Here is a 23,490-nt window from a genome sequence, read left to right on the forward strand (position 1 = left end):
GAGTCGAGAGCCTGTTCGAGGTCGGCGACGAGGTCGGCCTTGTCTTCGATGCCAACGGACAGACGGACCAGGTTGTCGGGAACTTCGAGCGGCGAGCCAGCGGCAGACATGTGCGTCATCGCAGCCGGATGCTCAATCAGCGACTCGACAGCACCGAGCGACTCGGCCAACGTGAAGACAGACGTCGAACCGGCAACGCGCATCGCTGCTTCGCGACCAGCCCGGACCTGGAATGACACCATGCCGCCAAAGTCTTTCATCTGCTTGGCAGCTGCTGCATGGCCGGGATGATCGGGCAGCTGCGGGTACAGCACCTTCTCGATGGCCGGGTGATCGACGAGGAGGTCGACGATCGCACGGGCGTTCTCGCAGTGGCGATCCATCCGAACCGCAAGCGTCTTGACACCGCGCAGCAGCATGTAGCTGTCGAACGGTGCCGGCACGGCGCCTGCAGCGTTCTGGGTGAAAGCGAGCTTCTCGGCGAGCTCGTCGTTACTCGTGGCGATGAAGCCACCGACGACGTCGCTGTGGCCACCGAGGTATTTGGTGGCGGAGTGCACGACGAGGTCGGCGCCGAGGTTGATCGGCTGCTGCAGGTACGGAGTGGCGAACGTGTTGTCGACCACAACGATTGCGCCACGCTCGTGGGCGATCGATGCGATGGCCTCGATGTCGAAGCACGTGAGCAGCGGGTTGGTCGGGGTTTCCAACCAGATCATCCCGGTGTCGTCCGGCCAATTGGCGCGCAGCGCGTCGAGGTCGGTCAGGTCGACTGCGGTCCACGGGTAGCCCATTGGACCCCAGACCTTGGCGATCAGGCGGAAGGTGCCGCCGTAGGCATCGTTGCCAAGCAGGACGCGCTTGCCGCTGCCTTCCGGGGCGACGGTGAGGAGCCGCAGGATGTTGTCTTCGGCAGCGAGACCGCTGGCGAAGGAGAGGCCGTGTCGGGCCTGCTCGAGCGAGGCGATCTGTGTCTCGAGTGCGGTGCGCGTCGGGTTGCCCGACCGCGAGTACTCGAAACCCTTGTGGTTGCCAACACCGTCTTGGGCGAACGTGGTCGACAGTGAGATTGGCACGACGACTGCGCCGGTGGTGGGGTCAGGCTCTTGGCCTGCGTGGATTGCCCGGGTGGAGAAGCCAGCCGACATGTCGACCTGCTTGCTGTCGTCCGGGTGGGCGGTTGGGGTGTTGTCCGGGTGGGTTTGATCAGTCACGATTGTGTGCATCCTCTGCGATGGCGGTGAAGTAGGAGAGCAGGTCGGTGCGGGTGAGCACACTGAGTGGCTGGCCGCCTGACAGCACGAGGAGTGCCGGGGCAGTTTCGAGCATTTCGACAGCGAGCTCGACCTTCTGGCCGACTCCGATCGTGGGGAGCTTTGCGCCCATCACCTTTTCGACAGCGGTGCCCATGGCGCCCGGGTCGCGGTGAATGACGTCCATCAGTTGGAGTTCGTCGACAGCGCCGGCCACTTCGGCGTTCGCGAACGGCGGCGTGTTCTTGCAGACAGGCAACTGGCTGACGCCGTTGCTGCGCATGATCTCGATGGCCTCACTGACCGGCGCCGAGGGGTTGACGTAGAGCAGGTTCTCGATCGAAGCGTTGCGAGTGTCGAGCACTGCGCCGACGCACTGATCGCACTCCTTGAGAAACCCGAAGTTCATCATCCAGTTCTCGTTGAACACCGTCGAGAGGTACCCGCGCCCCGAATCAGGGTTGAAGACGACAACGACAGCATCGTCGTCGGCATCCTTGGCGACCTTCAGCGCTGCGGCCACAGCAGTTCCACCCGAGCCGCCGATGAGGATGCCTTCGGTCTCGCTGACGTAGCGGGCCATGAGGAAGCTCTCTTCGTCACTGATCGGGATGACTTCGTCCCACAAGTCACCGTCGTAAGCGGCCGGGAAGAAGTCTTCGCCGACCCCTTCGACGAGATACGGGCGACCCGAACCGCCGGAGAACACCGACTTCTCGGGGTCGGCCGCAATGATCTTGATGTCGGGATTCATCGACTTGAGGTAGCGGCCGGCGCCGGTGAGCGAACCGCATGTGCCAGCGCCAGCAATGAAGTGCGTGATGCGGCCCTTGGTCTGCTCCCAAATTTCGGGGCCGGTGGTCTTTGTGTGGGCTGCCGGGTTGTGCGGGTTGGCGTACTGGTTCGGGCGGAACGCGCCGCGCTCCTGGGTGAGCCGCTCGGCAACGGAGTAGTAGCTATTGGGATCTTCCGGCGCCACGGCAACGTCACAGACAACGACTTCGGCGCCATAGGCACGCAGCAGGTCGACCTTCTCCTTGCCGGCCTTGTTCGTCATGACAAACACGCACTTGTAGCCCCGCTGAGCAGCCACGATGGCGAGTCCGACACCGGTGTTGCCCGACGTGGGCTCGACGATTGTGCCGCCGGGCTGGAGCTCGCCGCTTGCTTCGGCAGCGAGGATCATCTCAAGTGCTGGTCGATCTTTCGAGGAACCACCTGGGTTGGTGACCTCATGTTTCATCGCCAATGTGCAGCGGATGCCGTGTTCCTCGCTGACGCGCTTCATGCGCACCATCGGCGTCTGGCCGATCAGGTCGAGAATCGATTCGGCGATGTCCATGCCGTCGGCGTCCCAAGCGGGAATCGATGTATCAGTCATAGCGCGAAGAATACAAGGTGAGTCGCGATCCCGGCAGGGCTGAGGTATGTGAACAACAACAGGATGGGCCGGGGAGCGCGAGTTGTTCAGCTTCCGAGGACGCGACCAACGAACCGCTCGGCCTTGCCCGGCTGAGGCGCTTCGATGCCTTCGGGGAGGAGATGGGGTGCGTTGTTGGCAAGGAATGCCAGGAGTTCGCCGGCAGACGGGTTGACGAGGCCCCTGTCGCCGATGACGACGGTGGGCACGACTTCGTTGCCGTTCGCGTGCTCGCGCACGATTGCGGCATCAGCTTTGCTCTCCCAAATGTTGTGCTCGACGCGTTCGATGCCGAGCTTGTCCAGGCCACGCTGCAGGCTCGAGCAGAACCCACAGCCAGGCCTCCAGTAGAGATCGATCTGCTGCGCTGTGCTTGTCGTATCCATGGTTGAAACCGTACAGAGTTGGGCCCGTCACTTGCCACGACAACCGCCCGGAGTTTCGGGCCTGTTCAGCCGCCGACCGCTCGTCGTCGACGTTCGAGGTGCGCCCGCTCAGCGGTGTTCGAGCAGACCGCGATCGCTCGATCGAAGGCCGCAGCACTGTCAGCCGACTGGTGGAGTTCGGCGAGGAGTTCGCCGCGAGTCGCATGGAAGTACGGGTATTGGTCCAGGTCGCCACGAAGATCGTCGGCCTCTGGGATCGCGTCAACAGCACGCAGGGCAGCGATTGGGCCGTCGACGTGGCGGACAGCAATCGCCCGGTTGAGCGCGAGGACGGCGGTTGGCTGCCATCCGAGCATCACGTCGTAGAGCCGCAGCACTGAGCGCCAGTCGGTCTGGTCGAACGACGGTGCTGTCGCGTGGAGCGCGGCGATCGCGGCTTGGAGTTGGAACGGGCCCGCTCGGCGGAGAGCGTGGGCACGGGTGATCTCGGAGAGTCCGCAAGCGATTGTTCGTTGATCCCAACGTGCACGGTCCTGGTCGGCGAGCAGCACCGGGATGCCGTCGTCGTCGACGCGGGTCGCGCGACGAGCATCAGTCAGCAGGAACAGAGCGTGGAGTCCGGCAACTTCGGGGTCGTCGGGGACGAGAGTGGTCAGTACTTCAGCGAGCCAGATCGCCTCGTCGCACAGATCGCCACGGATAAGTGACGAAGCGTCCGTACTCGTGTGCCCCTCGGTGAAAATCGACGAAATCACGTTGCAAACGGCTGGCAGTCGGTCCGAGAGCGCGTCGAGGTCAGGAAGCACGAACGGGATCCGGGCCTCGCGGATCTTGGTCTTCGCACGCGTCAAGCGACGCGTCATCGTCGCTTCTGAAACGAGAAAGGCCCGGGCGATCTGCGCTGTCGAGAGCCCGGCGACAGAGCGCAGGGTCAACGCTACTTGCGACTCCGGTGCCAATGCCGGGTGACAGCAACCGACGAGCAGGGCGAGCTGCTCGTCAAGGGGGCCGGTCGGCGCAGCATCGGTCTCGGGACCGTTCACGGTGACCGCTTCAAGGAGCTGTGGGAGTCGCTGGGCAAATCGGGCGTTGCGGCGTACCCGGTCGATCGCTTTGCGTCGAGCGGTCGTCAGCAGCCACGCGCCGGGGCGATCCGGCGAGCCGTGTGTCGGCCAGTTGACGGTTGCTTCGATGAAGGCATCTTGGGCTGAGTCTTCGGCCAGGCCGAGATCGCCGATATCGCGGACGAGTGTGGCGACGAGGCCGAACCACTCGGTGCGGAAGATCTCGGCGATCCCGGCCTGCTGTTGCATCGTCGGTCGGCTGGCGCTCAGTCGTCGAACTGTATGACCGGGCGGACTTCGACGGTCCCGAATGTCGCGTTCGGGACCTTGGCCGCCCAACCAAGGGCTTCGTCGAGGTTGGCAACGTCGATCACGTAGAAACCGTCGATCACTTCCTTGGACTCGATGAATGGTCCGTCGGTCACGATCCGCTCGCCGTTGCGCATTTGCACCGTGGTGGCGGTCTCGGTTCCCTGCAGAGCCTCGCCCGTCACCATGGCACCGGCTTCGTTCAGCGCAGCGCTGTAGGCGAACCATTCCTGCATGTACGGACCGAACGCTTTGCTGCCAGGTGTCGGCTCGTCGGTCGGGTTGCTGGTGAGAATGAGCATGTACTTCATGGGGTGTCTCCGGTATGTGGTGTTGTTGAGTGTTTCAGAAACGACGAACGGTGTGGGAAGAACCGGACATCGCTGGCAAGAAATACGGCAAGAAATGTGTCGTTCGAGATGCTCGACTGGATTGATGACCCGACCGGCAGCTTCGAAAAGTCTGCAGCATCAGCCAAGATCTCAGCGTGGCATCCGGAAATTGTGAGCCCGGATACGAAGTGATCTTCCCGAACCAAGGCTGATCGCTGGAGGTGACGGCTGAGCCAGCTGCTGGCAGACTGGGTGCATGAGCAGCACGGCGAGCAGGGCAGCATCCGATACGTCCGTTTACCTCGATCGGCTCGCCAAAGTGCGGGCGTCGATGGTCGAACAGAACGTTGACACCGTCATGGTGTCGGTCGGCCACGACCTGCCGTATTTGTCGGGCTACAGCGCCATGCCGCTCGAGCGACTGACGATGCTCGTTGTACCGCGCGACGGTGTCGCCACGATGGTGATTCCCGGGCTCGAAGCAGCCCGTGTCGAACCGCAGCCAGGTGTGTTTGAACTTCTTCCTTGGGGCGAGACCGAAGACCCGACCGCCATCGTCGGCAAACTGGCCGCCGGTTCGAAGCGCATTGCGATCGGTGACCAGATGTGGGCTCGCTTCCTCGTCGAGTTGCTACCGCACCTGCCCGGGGCCGAGTACACGCGCGCCGTTGACGTGGTTGGCCACCTCCGCATGAGCAAAGACCAGGCGGAGCTCGACGCGCTCGCCGCTGCAGGCGCGGCCGTCGACAAGATTGCTGGCGAACTCCAGCGCGGTGAGATCCCACTCGTCGGCCGGACCGAGGCCGAAGTATCGGCGCACCTCGCCCGCCGCATCATCGAAGAGGGTGCACAGAAGGTCAACTTCGCAATCGTTGCCGCCGGCGAGAACGCAGCAAGCCCGCATCACCACCCGGGCGACCGGGTCATCAAGAAGAACGAGATCGTGCTGACCGACTTCGGCGGAACGATGAACGGCTACTGCTCCGACACCACCCGCTGTGTCTTCACAGGCGACATCGCGCCCGACGTCGCCGAGGCATACGACGTGCTGTTCGAAGCCCAGGCTGCAGGAGTTGCCGCAGCAACGGTCGGCACGCCCTGCCAAGACGTCGACCGCGCATGTCGGAAAATTATCGACGATGCCGGTTATGGCGAATACTTCATTCACCGCACCGGGCACGGCATTGGCCTCGAAGCGCACGAAGATCCGTACATCGTTGAAGGCAACGCCCTGCCGCTCGAACACGGCCATGCGTTTAGCGTCGAGCCGGGGATCTACATCCCGGGCAAGTGGGGCATGCGGCTCGAAGACATCGCCGCAGCCACCAACGACGGCCCGGTGAGCTACAACAACTCGGACCACCACCTCATCTCCGTCGACGCATAGCTCGCGCCCGGGGCCGACGCGGAGCTCGCGCCCGTAGCCGGTTGCACTGGTCAGACTGTGTCAGGCACAGTGTGACCGTCAGCTTGTCGCGAAGGCTGTGTTGTCGGGTGTTGGGGAGAAACCCGTCAGTTCGATCAACAGGTCGCTTCCGTCGAAGAATGCGAGTGCGCCCGACTCGAGGGCGCAGTAGCGCTTGGTGCCGCCAGTGACGGGAATATCGACACAGAGAGCCTGCTGCCCGCCCTGGGTGATTTCGGAAGCAACCGGATCGCCAACGCGCCGGTCGGCGTCGGCGCGGAGCCGAGCTGCCATTGCCTTGGCGTAAAATTCGCTGGTCAGCAACACGTCGCTGGTGCGGGCCTCGTTGATTTGGCCTTCGCACGTGCCCTGTGACAGATCACAAGTGATCATCGATTCGCCGTCGTAGATATAGCGGACCATGTTGATGGTGATCGAACGCTTGCTTGGGGCCTGGACAACTTGGGCCGTTGATGTGAAATTACCGAGCCGTGTGAGCACCGTGTAGTCGGCGGTGAACTGCTCGGATGACACACAATCGAATCGTTCGAGGACGCTGTCGATCTCGAGGCTCCCTGTTGCCTCGCCAGACGCACAACCGTTGACCGTGGGTCGTTCGCCAGTGAAGCAGGAGCTGAGTAACGCTGTGCACGCGACCAGTACGGCGACCGAGCGAGAGGTGACGTGACGGGAGCGGCATGTGGAGGCCATGGCGGCGCCAGCGTACGCCGTTACCCTGCCAAATCGTGATCCGCCTCGACGCCGCAACGGTGCTCTTGCAGTGGGCGGCCGGCGGAATGTTGTTCTGCTGGTTCACCACCCGCCGCCGCGTCATCGGCGTTGGCTACGGCTGGCTCCTGCGTGGCACCTACCTCTGTTTTGCCGGCGGTGCACTCGCGGCAGGATTAGCATTGGGTTTCGACCCGGTGCGCGACATTTCCTCGGCGCTTGTCGCCCTCGCCTGCCTGTTCGCGCTGGTCGTGTCGATCGTCCGCAAGGGCGCCGGTGTCAGCGGCGAGGATGCCGAGTTCGACCGACGAACGGAGCGCGTGGCAGCAATGACCGGTATTGAGCGTCACGTCGACGAGTCAGCAGTTCGAACCGGATCCGAGTTCAACCCGAACCTCGACTTGGTTCCGGCAGCAATCGGTTTCATCGGCTTGATTGCCGCGGCTATCGACGCCACCGATGGCGCATCGTTCGGCACGCTGGCGGTCGCACTGCTACGCACGCTGATCGGCGCAGCGTTTATCGGTGCAATCAGCGATGGCATGCTTCTCGGGCACTGGTATCTCGTCCAACCCGGCCTGCCGCGCAAGCTGCTCAACGAGATGGTTACTGCGCTCATCTGGTTGTGGCCGCTCGAGGTCGGAGCCCTGCTGCTGCCGACCGGCATGATCAGCGTCTGGCTCGGCACTGTCGATGACGGCTGGGGCGGTTTACTCGGCTGGATGTGGGGGATGTGTGCGGCTTCGACGATCATCCTCGTACTCGTCACTCGGGCGGCATTGAAAGAGCGCTATTACTCCGCAGTGATGGCCGCGACCGGCTTGCTGTACCTGGCGATTCTCACTGCGTTCGGCACTGACATCGTTGCCCGCGCTGTCCTCGATCAGACCTGACGATCAGCTCTGCTGTTCAACCGGTCGGCGAGACTGTCACCATGTCGCCGTTCGTGATTGCGCCGGGTCGAACAACCGCTGCGTACCACCGGGCGCTGTATCGACGGCAGACTTCGGTACGCCGCCAGTCGACCTGTTGATCTGCGCGACCGTGCCGGAATGGCTGGCGATGTGATGGGTTCGGCTTGCGTGGAGCGCCACCAGTTGGGCCCACAGTTCAACGGCTAACGCTGGCTGGTCGTGGTGCTCTCGCCACGACTGGCTGATGTTCTCGATGCGATCGCACGCTGCTGCGGCCTCGGGGGAACGGACATCGACATCGGTGGTCCAGAGCGCGAGCAACCCGTCGATGTGTTCCAGCGTGCTGGTCGCGTCCTGGGCATTCCACTCACAGATCTCGTACCACTCCATGTTGCTGACCGTAGTGGCAGCTCGTGTTTTCAACATCGGACTGGTCGTGGTATTACTCGACGATGGCACAAATCACCGCAACAGCGAACAACTCAACCTCGACCTTCGAGGTAGCGGACGGCACAAAACTCGTGCTCGCGCTCGAAGAGAACGGGGTCGACATTCTGCACAAGTGCGGTGGGTACGCAAAGTGCACGACCTGTCAGGTGCACTTTGATGTCGGCGAACCTTCCTCGAAGACTGAAGCCGAAGCGGAACTTGCTGAGAATCGGGACCTGGGCAGCGCCCGACTGTCATGCCAGATAGAAGCCCTTGGCGACATGACGCTGACGGCAGTGATGACCGTGAGCTCAAGCGATTTCGACGAGCCAGGGCCGACCCCGGCAGCAGAAATCACTCCGTGCTCGTGACGCACCCATGGACTCGACGCAAGTGACCTGACATCGATCTGGGCGGTTGAGCGGGCATCATGTGAGCTTGGCTGCACGACACGGATTGATTTGGTTCACCCTTGCCCTCGTCGCTGGGGCGTGTGGGTCATCCGCCATCGAGTCGGGCAGCGCACCGCGCTCAACCGTGACTGCGCCCTCGAGCACGGTTGCTACCGCGGTGTCGTCGACCACATCACCCGACCCAGCGGCCGGGGCAACGCCCGAGTCTGTACAGCCAGGGCCATCGACAACGTTAGGCGCCCCGACCACGATCACGTCGGTCGTCCCGCTGACCGGCTGGGAGGCGGTCGACCGATATCTCCAAATCACACTGATCCGCAGCGGTTCGAGCGCTGCGTCGATCGCCGTGATGCGCGGCGGTGAGCTCGAACATGCTGAGGCGTTTGGCGAACGGGTGCCGGGAGACGCTGCTGAAGCTGAGGATCGTTTCCGAGTCGCGAGCATCAGCAAGACGATTGCGGCAATCACTGCACTGCAGTTGGTCGAGGCAGGCACGCTCGACCTTGATGCGCCGATTGGTCCGCTGCTGGCGAGCGACCTGGGTGTGGACACGCCGGCGGTTGGAGTCACTGCGCTCACGATCAGGCAGCTCCTCACACACCGGTCCGGATTCGCCCAGTACGAAAACCTGTTCTTCCGCAATGAGGTTGAATCGTGCCGCGAGGCCGCCGTTGTCGGGCTCACACAGAGCCTGCAGGGCACGCCGGGTGGGCGATTCCAGTACAGCAATATGAACTTCTGTCTGCTCGGGATCGCCATCGAAGTCTTGACGGGTGAGCGCTACGAGAACGTGGTCCGGCGTGAAGTGCTCGATCCGCTGGGAATCGATGGGATGCGAATGGCCGACACCTTCGACGTCGGCGTCGGCGATGTCGAACACCGGTCAGAAGAGGGCCGCAACTACATGGAAGTGCTCAGCGCCGCTGGGGCATGGATAGCTACACCGACTGACCTCGTTGCCATCCTCGACTCGATCGACCCGGCCACGCCCGGCACGAAGCTGCTCGACGCAGCGACGTTGGTCGAGATGCAGACGATCACGGTCGACCCGCCAGAGCCCGTCGACGAGCAAGACCCGACCGGACCGGTGACGACGACCACGATCCCGCCAGATCCGACCAGTGGGTACGGCATGGGCCTGATGATCTTCGATGCCGAGGACGGTGTTGCGTTCAGCTTTGGGCACACCGGCACGCTCGACAGCACACACGCGATGTTTGCTCGCCGCCCCGATGGATTTACCTGGGCCGTGACCGTCAGTGGTGACTACCCGGCCTCGACCCGCGACCTCGCGAAAATTGTCGACAATGCGCTCGTGCTTGGCGGATTCACCGATGGCTCGTACGTCGTTGTCCCACAGCCGCTTGACGAAGGCTGAGGCGGTGCAGCGGACGAACGGCGGTCGAATCGGCGCAGTGTTGCTCGTCGCTGTGCTTGCGGCTGTGCTTGCGGCCTGTACCGACACCGACCCGACCAGCCGACCATCGCCTGGATTCGTGCCCGCCACGGTCCAGCCGGTCGCCACCGACATCAGCCGAACCGACCCGGCTGGTACCGACCCGGATGAAAAGACTGCACCGTCGGTCACCGAACGGGCCGACACCGAGGTGCCCGATAGCGACGTGGACACAGTCGTCGACACCGTCCTGATCGACGACACCGCGACGACCGACATCGATGAATTGGGTCTGAGCACTGACGAGCCGACCTTCGAGGTCGAGCCACTCCGCCCGTTCGCGTTCGAAGCGGCAGACGCTACGCCGGCAGTACCACCCGTCGACGACTCGGGGGCCGCGGCGCCGACCGGTTGGGCGGCGTTCGACCGCTCGTTGGAAGACGCGCTGCTCCGCAACGGAAATACCGCTGCATCGGTGGCCGTCGCCATCGGTGGCGAGGTCGTGCACGAGGATGCATTCGGCCTGCGGGCACCGTTCATCAGCGAGGACGAGGTCGCTCCTGGTGATCGCTTTCGAATCGCGAGCATTTCGAAGCCGATCACCGCAATCACGTTGCTGCAGCTTGTCGAGGACGGCGTTGTTGGCTTGGATGACGAGGTGGGCCAGTTGGTCGCCGACCAGCTGCAGGTGACGCCGTCGGCGGGCGCTCGTCGGCTGACGGTCCGCCGGCTTCTGAACCACACGTCCGGCTTCGAGAAGTACGACACACAGTTCTTCCGCAATGGCGCCGACAGCTGCGAAGACGCCGCCCGGCTCGGCATCAGGCAGGGCGCTGGCTCCGGTGGCTACAGGTACAGCAACATGAACTTCTGTGTCGCCGGGATACTGATCGAAGCACTCACCGGAAAGAGCTACGAGGAGGTTGTCTACGAGCAGCTACTCACGCCGCTCGGGCTGTCTGGGCTTCGGCTGGCCAATACGTACGACCCCGGCCCAGGCGAGGTGCTGCACCCGTCGACCCCTGACCGCAACTACATGGAGACGCTCGGCGGAGCAGGAAGCTGGATTGCTTCACCGACCGACCTCGTCGCCATCTTGAACTCACTCGATTACTCGACTCCCGGCTTCAAGCCACTCGAGCCCAACACGGTCGCGTTGATGGAGACTCCCGTCGGCGGAATCGCGGGCCAGCGCGGCTACGGCCTCGGGCTGATCTCGTACGGCGATGGCCGCTACGGCCACACTGGCACGATCGAGAACACTCATGCCATGGTCTTGAACCGCAGCGACGGTGTGATCTGGTCGATCACCGTGTCAGGTCCGTACCCCGACGACACTCCACGCCTCGAAGCAATCATCAACCGGGCCTTTGAGGCTGCCGGGTTCATCTCGGGTCAGTAGATCACGCCCGCCGCTCGAAGCGCTGAGGCATCGAGCCCGAGTTCGGTGACGATCTCGTCAGAGTGCTGACCGAAGGAAGGTGCATGGTCGCCGATGTGCTGCGGAGTCGCCGACATCCGAGCTGCCGGGCGGGGTTCACGGACCATGCCCGCAACTGGGTGCTTCCGCTCGACGAACACCTGATTGTTGATGACCTGAGGATCGTCGTGGAGTTCGCTCAACGCTGTGATCTTGGTGCCGGGCACATCATGTTCGACGACACCGGCCATGAACTGCTCGACGGTCGTGCTGCGCGCCGCGTCGCGGAGGGCGTCACTGAGTTCCTCCCTGTGGAGCGAGCGCGAGACGAGGCCGATGAACCGCGGGTCCAGCGCGATATCAGGACGCCCATACGTGGCGCAGAGGCCGGCGAATTCGGACTCGCTGACCGCGCTGGCTGCTGCGTAGCCGTCAGCGAGCGGGATCGTCGTGTAATTGGATGCAAGCGTCGGGGCCCGGTCGACGTCATCGTCGGTCAGGCAGACGTCCATCGCCGAGTCGGGCCAGAGGAAGGCGATGGCGGTGTCGAGCATCGACAACACGATGTGCTGGCCAGCGGCCTTGCCCATAGCCCGGGCGAAAAGTGCCGCCGTGATTGCTTGGCATGCGGTGTAGGCAGTGGTTTTGTCGCACACAAGCGTCCGGAACAACTCGGGTGCGCCCTTGGCCGGGTTTGTTTGGACGTCAGCCAGCCCCGAGGCGGCTTGGATGACGTTGTCGTAGGCGCGACGGCCACTCATCGGGCCGTCCGGACCGAACCCCGAGATCGACGTGTAAATCAGATTCGGGTTGAGTTCGTGCATGGCATCCCACCCCAGGCCGATGCGGTCCATCGCCCCGGGCCGGAAGTTCTGGATCAACACATCGGCGTCGGCGATCAGGGTGCGCATTGCATCGAGGCCGGCCGGTTGTTTGACGTCGATCACGAGCGATCGCTTGCCGCGATTGTTGTTGATGAAGATCCCGGTCATCCCGTTCTTCGACGTTCCCAGGTGGCGCATCATGTCGCCCAAGCCCGGTGCTTCGACCTTGACAATGGAGGCGCCCTGCTCGCCGAGCATCATCGCGGCGAGTGGACCGGCGATCATCACCGACATGTCGACGACCTTGATGCCAGCAAGCGGACCGGCGGGCGGATCGGCGGGTTGATCGGCGGGTTGATCGTTCATGGTCAGATGGTGGCAGGTAGTTGATGCCAATATGGCGTCGTGGCGCGCCCTGACATTCCGATCACGGTCATTGGCGGATACCTCGGCGCCGGAAAGACCACATTACTGAACCGCCTTCTGCGCGAGCCCGACGGCCGTCGACTGGGGGTGATCGTCAACGACTTTGGGTCGATCGGTATCGACGCCGAACTGCTTGCTGCGGCGAGCGACACCGGTGTGATCAATCTGCCCAATGGTTGCGTGTGCTGTTCGTTGGGAAACGATCTCATGGCGTCACTCGGTTTGCTCCGCAATGTCGAGTTCCCACCGGAGCAAATTGTGATCGAAGCGAGTGGGATCGCTGATCCATCGGCGGCGGCAGCGTGGGGCACCTCGGTGGGGTTCGCTCCGGGGGGAGTGATCGTGCTCGCCTCGGCCGACTCGATCGGGCGTCAGGTGAACGACCGCTACGTCAGCTCAGAAGTGCGCCGTCAGCTCGCCGGCGCCGATCTCATCATCTCGACGAAGCTCGACCTCTGTACACCGGAGCAGCGGCTGCGGGCGTTGGAGGTGCTCGATGAACATGCTCCCGGCGTCCCGATCGTCGACGGTTCGGCTCCGACAGACCTGGTTCTCGGGCCGCGGCCACAGTTGCGGCCGCCGTTGCGGCCACAGTTGCGGCCGCCGTTGATGTTGGAGCCGGGTGTCGAGCGGGCAGTGCCAGCGCCCGAGCATGTGCAAGCGGGGTACTTGCGCTGGTCGTGGTCGGGGACCACCGTGGCAGCGGGACGAGTGGCCGGCATGGCCGACGCGATGCGTGACGTGCTGCGGCTCAAAGCGGTGCTCGACGTCGACGGCTACCACCTCGAGGTTCACGTGGTGGCCGGCCGGATGACCGTCCACGAAGTGACCGGGCTGCGACCGGGAAGTCGCGCTGAAGCAATCCTCCTCTGCGACGATGGGCTGAGCGTTCGGCTGACCGCTGCGTTCGACGAACTCGCGTCGTGACGCTTGTGAATGTCAGGAACCCGGGTGTGCGGCCTCGTTGGATTGTCCGCCGACGATGGTGCCCCACACGCCGATGTCTTTGATTCCCATCGGGTCGATGGTGAGGGGGCTCTCTTCGAGCACGGTGAAGTCGGCTGCTTTGCCGCACTCGACGCTGCCGAACTCGTCGTCGGCGTGGAGCTGGTAGGCGGCCCCGGTGGTGACTGAGTACAGCGCCGACTCAGCCGAGATGCGTTCGTTCTCGCCGAGTACCCGGCCTGATGGCGTCACGCGGTTGACCGCGCACCACATTGTGTGGAGGTGGCCCAGCGGGGTGACGGCAGCGTCTGAGTGGATCGAGAATGGGACGCCGAGTCGCTCGGCGGTGGCGCACGCCTCCATGCGGCGGGCTCGCTCGGGGCCGACCGTGATGTCGTGGTGCTGGTCACCCCAGTACCAAATGTGGTTCGTGAAAATGTTGGCGCACATGCCGAGCTTGGCCATGCGGCGGTACTGGGCTGGCGACGTCAGTTGGCTGTGCTGCACGGTGTATCGGTGATCGAGCCAGGCCGACTCCAACAGCAACTGTTCGACGACATCGAGCCACAGGTCGATCGTCATGTCGCCGTTGCAGTGCACGTGAGTGTTGATGCGCCGCTCGTGGAACGGTCGGACCATGTCGATCAACTGCTCGGGCGGAACCATCCACACACCGTGGTCGGCGGGAGCTTGGCCTCCCGGGCTGAAATAGCCGGGCCACTTCATCTTCGCGGTGAAGCCCTGGATTGATCCGTCGAGCACGATCTTCAGGCCGGCCGTACGGAGGCGGTCGGTGTCTTCGAGTTTGAACTGCTGCACCAGATCGGCAGCGGCTGCCCAGTCGTTCGACCCTGGCATCATGCCGATCAGGTGGCGCTGATGAATGCGTGCCGGGAAGTCGTCGGTGACGATCTGGCGCCACAGCTCTTGGCCCTGGGGTCGGGTGACGCCGCTGGCACCGAGGTCGACGAGTGACGTGATGCCGACGTTCGCACACATCTGGCCGAGTGTGCGGATGGCCTCGGGGTCACCCATCAGCCGCATGATCAGATGGATTGCCGACGTCGCGAGCGCAATGGCTGGCATTTCTTGCAGCTCACCGTTGGGTTCGCCGTTGGCGTCCCGGGCCACACCAATTGTTGCCGAGTCGCGGGTGATCTCGTTGTGGTCGAGCATCGCGCTGTTGACGGTGGCGAGGTGGGCACTTGCATGGAACACGAAGATTGGCCGTTCCAGCGATGCTCGGTCGAGGTGATGGCGAGTCAGCCGTTCTTCGTCGGTGAAGTAGATCGGGTCGAAGCCCCAGACGACGATTGGTTCTTGTGAGCCCCGCGTCTCTTCGTCGAGTTGGCGGAGCAGCTCGAAGAGTTTGTCGTAGGTCTGGATGCCATCGGCCATGCTCCCATCGGGGCGATGCCGCGGGAACCAGCCGGCGTAAGGGAGTAGCCCGAAAGAACCTTCGAACACATGGCCGTGGGCCTCGATCATCCCGGGTGTGAGGACGTGGTCGGCGAAGCGGGAGTCGATGGTGTGCGGCCCCCAGCTCGTGCACTCCTCGAGCGAACCCGCCGCCAGGACCTTGCCTTCACGAATCGCCACTGCTTCGACGACCGGCTGGCTGGGGTCCATCGTGATGATCGATCGGGCCGGGATGACGGTGATTTCGCTCATGAGAGTTCCGCCACGACATCGTTGGCGATCAAGTCAAGGTGATCGAGATCGGCAAGATCCATCACTTGCAGATACAAGCGTTCGGCGCCAGCAGCGCGCCACGATCGCATCCGCTCGGCGACTTCGGCCGGGGTGCCACACAGGCCGTTCTCGCGCAGTTCGCTAGGCTCTCGGCCGAGTGCTGCTGCGCGCCGTTCGACTTCGGCCTCGTCGGCGCCGACGCACACGATGAGCGCGGCGGAGTAGACGAGCTCGTCAGGGTTCCGATCGATCGCCTCGCACGCGGCCCGAACGCGGCCGGTCTGCTCGACGAAAAACTCGCGGCTGACGAACGGAGTGTTGAACTCGGCTGCGTACTTGGCGGCCAGTGCTGGCGTGCGCTTTGGCCCGCCGCCGCCGATGACGATGGGTGGTGCCGACTGGGCCGGCTTGGGAAGGGCTGGCGAGTCGATGATCGGGTACTGGCCGCCCGGCTTCGAGTAGGTCCCACCAATTGGCGTCGCCCACATGCCGGTAATCAGTTCGAGCTGCTCTTCGAGCCGGTCGAACCGTTCGCCGAGTTCGGGGAACGGGATGCCGTAGGCCTCGTGCTCAGCGGCGAACCAGCCGGCGCCCAGCCCGAGGTCGACACGGCCACCTGACATCTGGTCGACCTGCGCCACGCTGATGGCCAGTGGCCCGGGCTGGCGGAAGGTCGCCGACGATACGAGCGTGCCGAGGCGAATCGTGGAGGTATCGCGAGCGAGCCCGGCGAGCGTGATCCATGCATCAGTCGGGCCCGGGAGGCCATCGCCGTCGCCCATCACCAAGTAATGATCACTTCGGAAGAACGCGCCGTAGCCGAGCTTTTCGGCGCGCTGCGCAACGGCGAGCAGGTCGTCGTATGAGGCGCCTTGCTGGGGTTCGGTGAAGATGCGGAGATCGGTGATGTGGAGCGGTTCGGTCACGGACGCAGACTACGCGGCCACCCGGCCGACTCAGGCCTCGGCGCGATTGACCGAGAATGCTGCCGACGTGGAGCCGCGCTGGCGGCTCTGGAACGACGGGTAGACCGTGTCGCCCCGCTCGTACAGTTCGGTCGAGTGGGTGCGAGCGGCGAGCACTGTGCCGTCGGCCAACTCAATCTCGTAGCGCACGTCGTGGCCGTAGTACTCCACGGTACGGACGGTCGCCGCTGCGGTGCCACCAGTCGGGTTCTGGCGCAAGTTCACCTGCTCGGGCCGAACCAGCACCTGAACTTCGTTGCTTGTCGGGTTGGTACGCCGGTCGTCGATCGTGACGACGCCGATGGGCGTGACTGCAACGTTGGCGGCGTTGTCGGCAATGTCGGCAATGTCGGCAATGTCGGCAATGACGCCGAGGACGAAATTGGCCTCGCCGACGAAACCAGCAACCCACGGCGTGGCGGGAGAACGGTAGAGCTCGTCGGGCGTACCGAACTGTTCGATGTTCCCGGCCTGCATGACAGCGACTTTGTCACCGAGTACGAACGCTTCATCTTGGTCGTGGGTGACGAACACGGTGGTCACGCCGACGTCGCGCACGATGCGTGCGACTTCGGCGCGCACCTGCACGCGGAGTGAGGTGTCGAGTGCCGAGAACGGCTCGTCGAGGAGGAGCACCTTTGGTTGCGGAGCGAGCGACCGAGCGAGGGCGACGCGCTGCTGCTGCCCGCCGGAAAGCGTGTTGGGTAGACGGTCGCCGAAGCCCTGCAGATCGACCAGGTCGAGTAGTTCGTCGACGCGTGTCAGCACCTCGGTCCGTGACAGTTCTTTACGCATGGCGCGGAGGCCGAACACGATGTTTTGGGTGACGGTCAGGTGGGGGAAGAGGGCGCCGTCTTGGAACACCATCCCAACGTTGCGTTTCTCGGGGTTGACCCACTGCCGTTTGCCCGAGCCCTGGCTGCTGACCGTCGCGCCGCCGATGGCGACCGACCCGGCCGTGGGAGCCTCGAGCCCGGCGATCGCCCGAAGGAGCGAGGTCTTACCGCAGCCTGACGGGCCGAGGAGTGCAACGATTGATCCGGCTTCGATGTCGAGGTCGGCAGCGGTGACCGCGGCGACCGAATCGCCGCCGTCGGTCGCGTAGACGACCGAGATTCCACTGAGTGAGACGGCCGCTCCAGCGAGGGTGTCTGGTGCGCTCGACATCGTTTCCAATTCTAACGGGTCAGCTCACGGGTCAGCCGCGAACAACTTCGCTGTGGCGCAAGACGAGGAACCAGGTCAGCGTTGCTGAGACTGCGACCAGGACGAGCGAGGCGAGGCCGGTTGCGGCATAGAAACCCTCTTCGTACGACGCCCAGATCTCGGTGGTCAGCGTCGAGAAGCCGATGGGGGAGAGGAGCAGCGTCGCGGGGAGCTCCTTGAGTGTCGACAGCATCACGAGGCCGCCACCAGCAACCAGGCCAGGGCGCATCAAGGGAAAGTCGACGTGCAAGAAGCGACGGATCGGGCTCGGTTCGAGCAGTCGACTGGACTCGCGGAGGGCATGTGGGACAGCGCGCACAGCTGACTCGGTGCTCGCCAGCGCTTGGCTGCCGAAGTGGATGACGTAGGCGATGATCAGCAGTGCACTGGTTTGGTAGAGCCCCTTGAGCACGGGGGTGTTCAAGGTGAGCACGGCGAGGGCGAGAGCGATGACGAGGCCCGGAATCGCAAAGCCCACGATGACTGAGACGGCGGCGATGTCGGAGCTGCGATGCGGCCGTCGCGTCGTAGCGAGGGCAATGGGCATCACGACTGCGACGGCGAACACGGCAGCGATGACCGCGACGGTCGCCGTGTTGGTGGCCGGCTGCATGAGATCGCTGATCGAGACACGGCCCTCGGCGATGCCGCGTTGCGCCCAGGTGGCAAGGCTCGTGATCGGGATAACGAGGCCGACGAGCAAGACGAGCGAACATCCGGCCAGTGCCGGGGCCTGGCGCCAGCCGAGATGACTGCGCCGAACGACGGCTGTCGACCGGTCGTCAGGTCGGCTGCTGCCGCGCTGGGACCGTTCGAACGCGACGACGGCGAGGGCCAGCATCAGGACGACGGTGGCCGAGGCGAACGACAACGCTCGATTCGATTGGCGAGTCGCAAAAATGACTCGTGTGAGGGTGTCGAAGCCGAGTAACTGGACAGCGCCGAACTCGCTCAACGTATAGAGGAAGACAAGCAGGCCGCCACCGAAGACTGCCGGACGGAGTTGCGGCAGTGTCACCCTGAAGAACGTGGCAGCCGACGACAGGCCGAGCAGACGGGCGCTCTCTTCGAGGCTGGAGCGTAGGGCGATCAGCCGTGCCGCGACCGGGAGGTAAACGTACGGGTAGGTGAACGCCGTCAGGACGAGCCACGCTGCACCCAAGCCTCGAAAGCGGCGCGGCGGAGTAATGCCGACGACAGACAGTGCATCATGGATGATGCCGTCGGGCGCGAGGCCCGCGATGAACGCTGCAGCTCCGACGAACGACGGAAGTACAAGGGGGAGGACCAGAGCGATCCGCCAGAAGCGTCGCCCTCGAAGATCGGTGCGGGTGACGAGCCAGGCGAGCGCCGTGCCGATGAATGCGGCCGACACCGAGACAAGGACGGACAATTGCACCGTGCGCCACAGCGGCCCAGGTACTTCCTTCGCGATAGTGCCAAGGTCGCCGCCGAGCCGGATGGTGCGCCAGACGACGAAGCCAGCGGGGCCGGCAAAACCGGCACCGATCAGCAGGCCGAACAGGCGACTCGGGGTGACCCAACTCGAGCGTCCACCCCCAGCGGTGACGCGACGCTTCGATCGTCCATCGGTCGGCGTCGGCTCAGCGACGTCGAGTGCGAAGTCGACCACAGGGTCCAATCGTCAGCTCTCGAGCCCCGCCTCAGCAATGAGCGCACGTGTTGCTTCGAGCCCGCCTGCGAGGTCTTCGAACGCGATGCCACCGGCGTTGCTGACGTCACTGCTGAAATCGATCGGTGGCACGTTGTTGGCGGGTGACTCGCCGATGGCCAATGGGTACTCGAAGGTCTCGGTGGCGAAGTACTGCTGGCCGCTCGAGCCGAGCAGGAAGTCGATGAGCTGGGCTGCAGGCCCGGCATTGTCGGCGCCGGCGAGGATTGCGGCGCCCGTGATGATCAGTACGGCACCCGGATCGTCAGTGGCGAATACATGGTTCGCAGATGGCTGATTGGGGTTCTCGGCCAGTGCTCGGTAGTTGTAGTAGTGGTTCACGAGGCCAGTGTCGACCTCGCCACGGCCAACGGCAGCAACGATGGCGCTGTTGTTCGCATAGAGCACCGGATCGTTGGCGTCGAGCGCCTTGAGCCATGCGAGGGTGGTCGCGTCGCCTTGCGTGGCGCGCATTGCAGTGACGAAATCCTGGAACGAACCGTTGCCCGGCGCAACGCCGACACGGCCCTTCCACTGTGGATCGGTCATGTCGAAGACGCTGCTCGGCAGATCCGCCGGGTCGACGGCGTCGGTGTTGTAGACCAGCACACGCTGGCGACCAGAGAATCCGACCCAGCTGCCACCGTCGTCGCGCACGTTGTCTGGCACGAGCGCCAAGGTCGACTCGGGCAGTACGCCGAGGCGGCCGCGCTCTTCGAGGAAGCCCATCGAGCCGGGGCTCTGTGAGAGAAAGACATCGGCTGCTCTCTCGCCAGCTTCGCCCTCTTCATCGATCAACAATGCGAGGTCAGCGGAGTTGCCGAATTTGACCTCAACAGAGAGCCCGCTGGCTGCTTCGAACTCGTCGATAATCGGCTGAATCAACTCGTCGCTTCGACCAGAATACAACGTGATGTCGGCATCGTCGCCCCCGCAAGATGCAGCAATCAGACTGATTGCTGCCAGGGTGGCGGCGACTCGTGCACAGTAGTGAGAACGTGACATGCCAAGAGTGTAGACGGCTCCTCTCGAAATGTGTCAAGCATGCCTAACAGCAGTGTGTGACCAGCGTCAACATGTCGTCGACAGCACGAGTACCCTTGGACAATGAGCGATTTCCTGGTGGAGCGTTGGTCGCCGGCGCTGGGTGCGCAAGTGCATGGGCTCGACCTCACTGCAGCGTTGGGTGGGAGCGACGCACAGATCGATGCAGTCGTCGATGCGTTGTATGTCGCGCTGATCGAGCATCAGGTGTTGTTCCTCCGCGACCAGCCGCTCGCACCAGAGATGCACGTCGAACTCGGCCGGCGGCTCGGCGAACTCGCCCCGCGTCACCACAGCTACACCACCCTCGATGGCAACGACGACGTGGCTGTGCTCACCTGGGAACCGGGCGACCGCCCGGATGCGTCCGAGTGGCACACCGATATGACGTTCCGGCCAAAGCCGCCATTCGCCTCGATTCTCAAAGCAATCGAGCTGCCGCCGGTCGGTGGCGACACGCTGTGGGCGAGCATGTATTCGGTGTACGACTCGCTGGACGCCGGCTTCCGATCCGACCTCGAAGGCATGGAGATCTGCCACGACCCCGGGCAATTCCGCAACGGAGCATACGAGCGCGGCGGCAACCAGGGGATCACCGACATGCTGGCCGAAGCCGGTTCGGCGGTGTGGCCGATTGTGTCGCACCACCCGGTCACCGGGCGCCCGTATATCAACGTGAGCGAGTCGAACGCTCGCTGGATCATGGGCACAGGTGCCGCCGAGTCGCAACGGATCGTCAACTATCTGCTCGATTCGATTAACCGGCCTGACCACCAGGTGCGTCTGCGCTGGCGGCCGAACACGATTGCCATCTGGGACAACCGGGCATCGCAGCACTACGCGGTGGCCGACTACCCGAAACATCGCCGCATGATGCACCGCGTTGCCGTCGATACCGACCGTCGCCACGAAGCGACGCTCGCGATCCGCGTGGCTGCCGCTACCTGATCGGGTGACGCGGTGCGAGGTGCCAGCTCGACCTGCGCGACACTTGGCCATGGCAGCTTTGGGTCAACAGGGACGTCCGGTCGATGAGGTCATCACTGAGCTCACCGAGAAACGGGCCGGTGATGTCAAGTGGGCCGATGGCAAAACCTTCGGCATGGTCTACGACGGTGGCCCCACAGTTCACGAGGTCGCTGAGCAGGCAGCGCGGCTCTACCTCCACGAGAACGCGCTGAACACGCAGGCATTTCCGTCGCTCCGACACATCCAGTCCGAAGTTGTCGGGTGGACTGCCGACCTGCTGAACGGCGACGAGAACACGTCGGGTTTCCTGACGAGCGGTGGCACCGAGTCGATCCTGTGCGGCGTACTCGCCGCCCGAAAACGGGCCCTTGCCGAACGTGGCGTCACCGAACCCGAGATGGTGCTGCCAGAAACTGCCCATGCCGCGTTCCACAAGGCCGCTGACAATTTTGGTCTGAAGGTCCACAAGATTCCGGTGCATGCCGACTACACGGCCAACGTTGAAGCCATGGCCAACGCCGTCGGGCCAAACACGGCACTCGTCGTTGGATCTGCGCCCCAGTATCCGCAGGGCGTGCAAGACGACATTCCGGCGATCGCCGCGCTCGCCAAGTCGGTCGGAGCGAATTGCCACGTCGACGCATGCATGGGCGGCTTCGTGCTCCCCTTCGCCGAGCGGCTCGGGCGCGAGGTGCAGCCCTGGGACTTCCGAGTCGACGGCGTCACCACGATCTCTGCCGACATCCACAAGCTCGGCTATGCCCCGAAGGGCGTGTCGGTGATCCTGCACGACACGAAGGAATCCCGGAACTACCAGACTTTTGTCTTCGACGACTGGCTCGGTGGCTTCTATGCCTCGCCGAACATGCAGGGGACCCGATCGGGGCTGCCGATGGCGTGCGCGTGGGCCGTGATGCAGCACCTGGGAATCGACGGCTATGTCGAACTCACACAGCAGACGCTGATCAATGCTGACTTGATGCGCGCCGGGATTATGGGTATCGACGGCATCCGGGTCCTCGGTGACAGCCAGCTGCACCTGATTGCCATGGCGGCCGAATCTGGGAGTGGCATCGACATGTTCGCGCTCGGTGACGCCCTGCTCGCCAGGGGTTGGTACCACGATCGCCAGACACCGCCGGACAACCTGCACTCGACGGTGAGCAACACAAACACCGGCGTCATTGAGGACTACCTTGGCGACCTTGCCGAGTGTGTTTCAGCGGTGCGCGGCACCAGCACCGAAGACCGCAGTACCACGTACGCCACCCTCGAATAGCGGCGTCATCAGCGTTTGGTTTCACTGGCGGTCATTGTTCGGCGGGAACCCTGTCTGGACCAAGCCAGCTTCCCCATACCCACTTCCCCCACGTCCCGAGCCATTCGGGAACCGTCACTGCGCCGTTGGCACTGGTGTCGAGTTCCTTTCCGAAGAGTTCGGTTGCTACTGACTCGGAGAGAATCTGTGAGTTGATCAGTTCGTCGAGCGTGAGCTCTTGGTCGCCATCGGTGTCGATGGCGAGCATGATTGCTTTGCCCTCATCGGTGTGGACCCGATGTTCGACGTACTCGTTGACGGTGACCTTGCCGTCGTCGTTGAAGTCTTGCGCAGCGTTGATCGCCCTTGCTGTGGCTTCGCCGAAGTGCCCTGAAACGACGTACTCGTCGCCTGTGGCGATGCCGTCACCGTCGGCGTCGATGCGGTCGAACGTGGTGGCGTAGGCATCAAGTGTGTTGTGGTCCACACCGTCTTGTGCTTGTGCCCCAAATGCTGCGAGGAACTCAGCTGACCCAGTGTTCTCCGCGTCTGCAGGGTCCACAGATGTCGCTACAAATGTCGTTGCTGGTGCTCCAGATGTTGTTGGAGGCAACTCGAGTGTCGTTGCCGGCGCGTCGGGTGTCGTTGCAGGTTCAACAGTTTCGTCACGGTCGCACGCCATCAGGGCGAGGGCGAGGGCGAGGGCGAGAGTGAAGGGGAGTGCGAAGAGCAAAATGGACCCGCCGCGTGTGATGGATTTATTCCCGGTTGTCATAGCTGCCTTCCGTTGGTGTCCGGCCCCGCTCGTGCGCGGTGACGGAACTCATCGTGGCGAAGGTGGGGTGACGGCAACCTCACACGGATTGTTATCGCCGTGTCATCTCTTGTCCGTCATGCTGTGATCTATCAGCTCGCAATTTTGAGGAACTCATGTCGCCAACCAATCGTTTCGCCACAATCGCAATCGCGATCGTCGATGCAATAGCAAACGCACACCACACCGTCGTACACATCACGGC

22 protein-coding genes are annotated in these 23,490 nt (G+C 63.7%); 8 read left to right on the forward strand and 14 right to left on the reverse strand.

Translation table 11 applies throughout. The features are described 5' to 3' along the window. The 5 genes from ACH2EI_RS17310 to ACH2EI_RS17330 form a co-directional block, all read right to left on the reverse strand. Positions 1–1,148 (reverse strand): cystathionine gamma-synthase (locus tag ACH2EI_RS17310; protein WP_395160972.1); only part of this gene is annotated, 1,148 nt, incomplete at its 3' end. Between the two features lie 58 nt (positions 1,149–1,206). Then, complete coding sequence (locus ACH2EI_RS17315; RefSeq protein WP_395156446.1) at positions 1,207–2,634, reverse strand: pyridoxal-phosphate dependent enzyme; 1,428 nt, start codon at positions 2,632–2,634, stop codon at positions 1,207–1,209. Positions 2,635–2,720: 86 nt separating this feature from the next. Beyond that, the gene (locus tag ACH2EI_RS17320; protein WP_395156448.1) at positions 2,721–3,059 is read right to left on the reverse strand and encodes a glutaredoxin family protein; all 339 of its coding nucleotides are present in this window, start codon (positions 3,057–3,059) and stop codon (positions 2,721–2,723) included. 65 nt (positions 3,060–3,124) lie between these two features. Beyond that, complete coding sequence (locus ACH2EI_RS17325) at positions 3,125–4,372, reverse strand: RNA polymerase sigma factor (protein ID WP_395156450.1); 1,248 nt, start codon at positions 4,370–4,372, stop codon at positions 3,125–3,127. A 17-nt stretch (positions 4,373–4,389) separates the two neighbouring features. Further along, the gene (locus tag ACH2EI_RS17330) at positions 4,390–4,743 is read right to left on the reverse strand and encodes a YciI family protein (RefSeq protein ID WP_395156452.1); all 354 of its coding nucleotides are present in this window, start codon (positions 4,741–4,743) and stop codon (positions 4,390–4,392) included. 277 nt (positions 4,744–5,020) lie between these two features. On the opposite strand from ACH2EI_RS17330, the gene ACH2EI_RS17335 reads away from it, so the two are divergent. Continuing rightward, positions 5,021–6,151 carry an aminopeptidase P family protein gene (locus ACH2EI_RS17335; RefSeq protein ID WP_395156454.1) on the forward strand — a complete coding sequence of 377 codons (1,131 nt, stop codon included), beginning with the start codon at positions 5,021–5,023 and terminating at the stop codon, positions 6,149–6,151. A 78-nt stretch (positions 6,152–6,229) separates the two neighbouring features. Here the strand turns inward: ACH2EI_RS17335 and ACH2EI_RS17340 are convergent, their stop codons facing one another. Further along, positions 6,230–6,880: a hypothetical protein gene (locus ACH2EI_RS17340; RefSeq protein WP_395156456.1), complete on the reverse strand. Its 651-nt coding sequence runs from the start codon at positions 6,878–6,880 to the stop codon at positions 6,230–6,232. 35 nt (positions 6,881–6,915) lie between these two features. Here ACH2EI_RS17340 and ACH2EI_RS17345 point away from each other — a divergent pair, with 35 nt between their 5' ends. Next, positions 6,916–7,791: a hypothetical protein gene (locus ACH2EI_RS17345; protein WP_395156458.1), complete on the forward strand. Its 876-nt coding sequence runs from the start codon at positions 6,916–6,918 to the stop codon at positions 7,789–7,791. A 36-nt stretch (positions 7,792–7,827) separates the two neighbouring features. On the opposite strand, the gene ACH2EI_RS17350 is transcribed toward ACH2EI_RS17345, so the two are convergent. Continuing rightward, positions 7,828–8,202, reverse strand: coding sequence for a hypothetical protein (locus tag ACH2EI_RS17350; RefSeq protein ID WP_395156460.1), 375 nt, complete (start codon positions 8,200–8,202; stop codon positions 7,828–7,830). Positions 8,203–8,264: 62 nt separating this feature from the next. On the opposite strand from ACH2EI_RS17350, the gene ACH2EI_RS17355 reads away from it, so the two are divergent. The 3 genes from ACH2EI_RS17355 to ACH2EI_RS17365 all read left to right on the forward strand — a co-directional run bounded on the left by ACH2EI_RS17355 (position 8,265) and on the right by ACH2EI_RS17365 (position 11,452). Then, on the forward strand, positions 8,265–8,612 hold the full coding sequence (locus tag ACH2EI_RS17355; protein ID WP_395156462.1) for a 2Fe-2S iron-sulfur cluster-binding protein: 348 nt from the start codon (positions 8,265–8,267) through the stop codon (positions 8,610–8,612). Between the two features lie 67 nt (positions 8,613–8,679). Then, positions 8,680–10,032 (forward strand): serine hydrolase domain-containing protein, encoded by a 1,353-nt coding sequence (locus ACH2EI_RS17360; protein WP_395160966.1) that lies wholly within the window; start codon positions 8,680–8,682, stop codon positions 10,030–10,032. A 4-nt stretch (positions 10,033–10,036) separates the two neighbouring features. After that, entirely contained in the window at positions 10,037–11,452 is a 1,416-nt protein-coding gene (locus ACH2EI_RS17365) for a serine hydrolase domain-containing protein (protein WP_395156466.1), read from the forward strand. Here ACH2EI_RS17365 and ACH2EI_RS17370 read toward each other — a convergent pair. Further along, positions 11,446–12,660 carry a CaiB/BaiF CoA transferase family protein gene (locus tag ACH2EI_RS17370; RefSeq protein WP_395156468.1) on the reverse strand — a complete coding sequence of 405 codons (1,215 nt, stop codon included), beginning with the start codon at positions 12,658–12,660 and terminating at the stop codon, positions 11,446–11,448. The two genes, ACH2EI_RS17365 and ACH2EI_RS17370, sit on opposite strands and share 7 nt — an antisense overlap. 39 nt (positions 12,661–12,699) lie before the next feature. Between ACH2EI_RS17370 and ACH2EI_RS17375 the strand changes: the two genes are divergently transcribed. Further along, complete coding sequence (locus ACH2EI_RS17375; protein WP_395160968.1) at positions 12,700–13,647, forward strand: CobW family GTP-binding protein; 948 nt, start codon at positions 12,700–12,702, stop codon at positions 13,645–13,647. A gap of 12 nt (positions 13,648–13,659) precedes the next feature. Here ACH2EI_RS17375 and ACH2EI_RS17380 read toward each other — a convergent pair whose 3' ends face one another. Genes ACH2EI_RS17380 through ACH2EI_RS17400 form a run of 5 tightly spaced genes read right to left on the reverse strand, consistent with a single transcriptional unit; the run spans position 13,660 to position 20,205 of the window. Further along, entirely contained in the window at positions 13,660–15,336 is a 1,677-nt protein-coding gene (locus ACH2EI_RS17380; RefSeq protein WP_395154619.1) for an amidohydrolase, read from the reverse strand. Then, positions 15,333–16,283, reverse strand: coding sequence for an LLM class F420-dependent oxidoreductase (locus ACH2EI_RS17385; RefSeq protein WP_395154618.1), 951 nt, complete (start codon positions 16,281–16,283; stop codon positions 15,333–15,335). The genes ACH2EI_RS17380 and ACH2EI_RS17385 overlap by 4 nt, the downstream gene beginning before the upstream one ends. 30 nt (positions 16,284–16,313) lie before the next feature. Beyond that, positions 16,314–17,489 carry an ABC transporter ATP-binding protein gene (locus ACH2EI_RS17390; protein ID WP_395154617.1) on the reverse strand — a complete coding sequence of 392 codons (1,176 nt, stop codon included), beginning with the start codon at positions 17,487–17,489 and terminating at the stop codon, positions 16,314–16,316. A 31-nt stretch (positions 17,490–17,520) separates the two neighbouring features. Further along, a complete protein-coding gene (locus ACH2EI_RS17395) occupies positions 17,521–19,161 on the reverse strand; it encodes an ABC transporter permease (protein WP_395154616.1) in 1,641 nt (546 codons plus the stop codon). A gap of 12 nt (positions 19,162–19,173) precedes the next feature. Continuing rightward, positions 19,174–20,205, reverse strand: coding sequence for an extracellular solute-binding protein (locus ACH2EI_RS17400; protein WP_395154615.1), 1,032 nt, complete (start codon positions 20,203–20,205; stop codon positions 19,174–19,176). 102 nt (positions 20,206–20,307) lie between these two features. Here ACH2EI_RS17400 and ACH2EI_RS17405 point away from each other — a divergent pair, with 102 nt between their 5' ends. Then, a complete protein-coding gene (locus tag ACH2EI_RS17405; RefSeq protein WP_395154614.1) occupies positions 20,308–21,192 on the forward strand; it encodes a TauD/TfdA dioxygenase family protein in 885 nt (294 codons plus the stop codon). 49 nt (positions 21,193–21,241) lie between these two features. After that, the gene (locus tag ACH2EI_RS17410; RefSeq protein WP_395154613.1) at positions 21,242–22,492 is read left to right on the forward strand and encodes a pyridoxal phosphate-dependent decarboxylase family protein; all 1,251 of its coding nucleotides are present in this window, start codon (positions 21,242–21,244) and stop codon (positions 22,490–22,492) included. Between the two features lie 31 nt (positions 22,493–22,523). Here the strand turns inward: ACH2EI_RS17410 and ACH2EI_RS17415 are convergent, their stop codons facing one another. After that, positions 22,524–23,246, reverse strand: coding sequence for an EF-hand domain-containing protein (locus tag ACH2EI_RS17415; protein ID WP_395160970.1), 723 nt, complete (start codon positions 23,244–23,246; stop codon positions 22,524–22,526). Positions 23,247–23,490: the final 244 nt, after the last annotated feature.

The organism is Ilumatobacter sp., from assembly GCF_041688325.1.
Classification (GTDB): domain Bacteria; phylum Actinomycetota; class Acidimicrobiia; order Acidimicrobiales; family Ilumatobacteraceae; genus Ilumatobacter_A.

What these genes read in the sequence shown, in the direction of transcription:
- ACH2EI_RS17315 (WP_395156446.1), bottom strand. Translation starts at nt 2,634, where the DNA reads ATGACTGATACATCGATTCCCGCTTGGGACGCCGACGGCATGGACATC.
- ACH2EI_RS17320 (WP_395156448.1), bottom strand. Translation starts at nt 3,059, where the DNA reads ATGGATACGACAAGCACAGCGCAGCAGATCGATCTCTACTGGAGGCCT.
- ACH2EI_RS17325 (WP_395156450.1), bottom strand. Translation starts at nt 4,372, where the DNA reads ATGCAACAGCAGGCCGGGATCGCCGAGATCTTCCGCACCGAGTGGTTC.
- ACH2EI_RS17330 (WP_395156452.1), bottom strand. Translation starts at nt 4,743, where the DNA reads ATGAAGTACATGCTCATTCTCACCAGCAACCCGACCGACGAGCCGACA.
- ACH2EI_RS17335 (WP_395156454.1), top strand. Translation starts at nt 5,021, where the DNA reads ATGAGCAGCACGGCGAGCAGGGCAGCATCCGATACGTCCGTTTACCTC.
- ACH2EI_RS17340 (WP_395156456.1), bottom strand. Translation starts at nt 6,880, where the DNA reads ATGGCCTCCACATGCCGCTCCCGTCACGTCACCTCTCGCTCGGTCGCC.
- ACH2EI_RS17350 (WP_395156460.1), bottom strand. Translation starts at nt 8,202, where the DNA reads ATGGAGTGGTACGAGATCTGTGAGTGGAATGCCCAGGACGCGACCAGC.
- ACH2EI_RS17355 (WP_395156462.1), top strand. Translation starts at nt 8,265, where the DNA reads ATGGCACAAATCACCGCAACAGCGAACAACTCAACCTCGACCTTCGAG.
- ACH2EI_RS17370 (WP_395156468.1), bottom strand. Translation starts at nt 12,660, where the DNA reads ATGAACGATCAACCCGCCGATCAACCCGCCGATCCGCCCGCCGGTCCG.
- ACH2EI_RS17380 (WP_395154619.1), bottom strand. Translation starts at nt 15,336, where the DNA reads ATGAGCGAAATCACCGTCATCCCGGCCCGATCGATCATCACGATGGAC.
- ACH2EI_RS17390 (WP_395154617.1), bottom strand. Translation starts at nt 17,489, where the DNA reads ATGTCGAGCGCACCAGACACCCTCGCTGGAGCGGCCGTCTCACTCAGT.
- ACH2EI_RS17400 (WP_395154615.1), bottom strand. Translation starts at nt 20,205, where the DNA reads ATGTCACGTTCTCACTACTGTGCACGAGTCGCCGCCACCCTGGCAGCA.
- ACH2EI_RS17405 (WP_395154614.1), top strand. Translation starts at nt 20,308, where the DNA reads ATGAGCGATTTCCTGGTGGAGCGTTGGTCGCCGGCGCTGGGTGCGCAA.
- ACH2EI_RS17410 (WP_395154613.1), top strand. Translation starts at nt 21,242, where the DNA reads ATGGCAGCTTTGGGTCAACAGGGACGTCCGGTCGATGAGGTCATCACT.
- ACH2EI_RS17415 (WP_395160970.1), bottom strand. Translation starts at nt 23,246, where the DNA reads ATGACAACCGGGAATAAATCCATCACACGCGGCGGGTCCATTTTGCTC.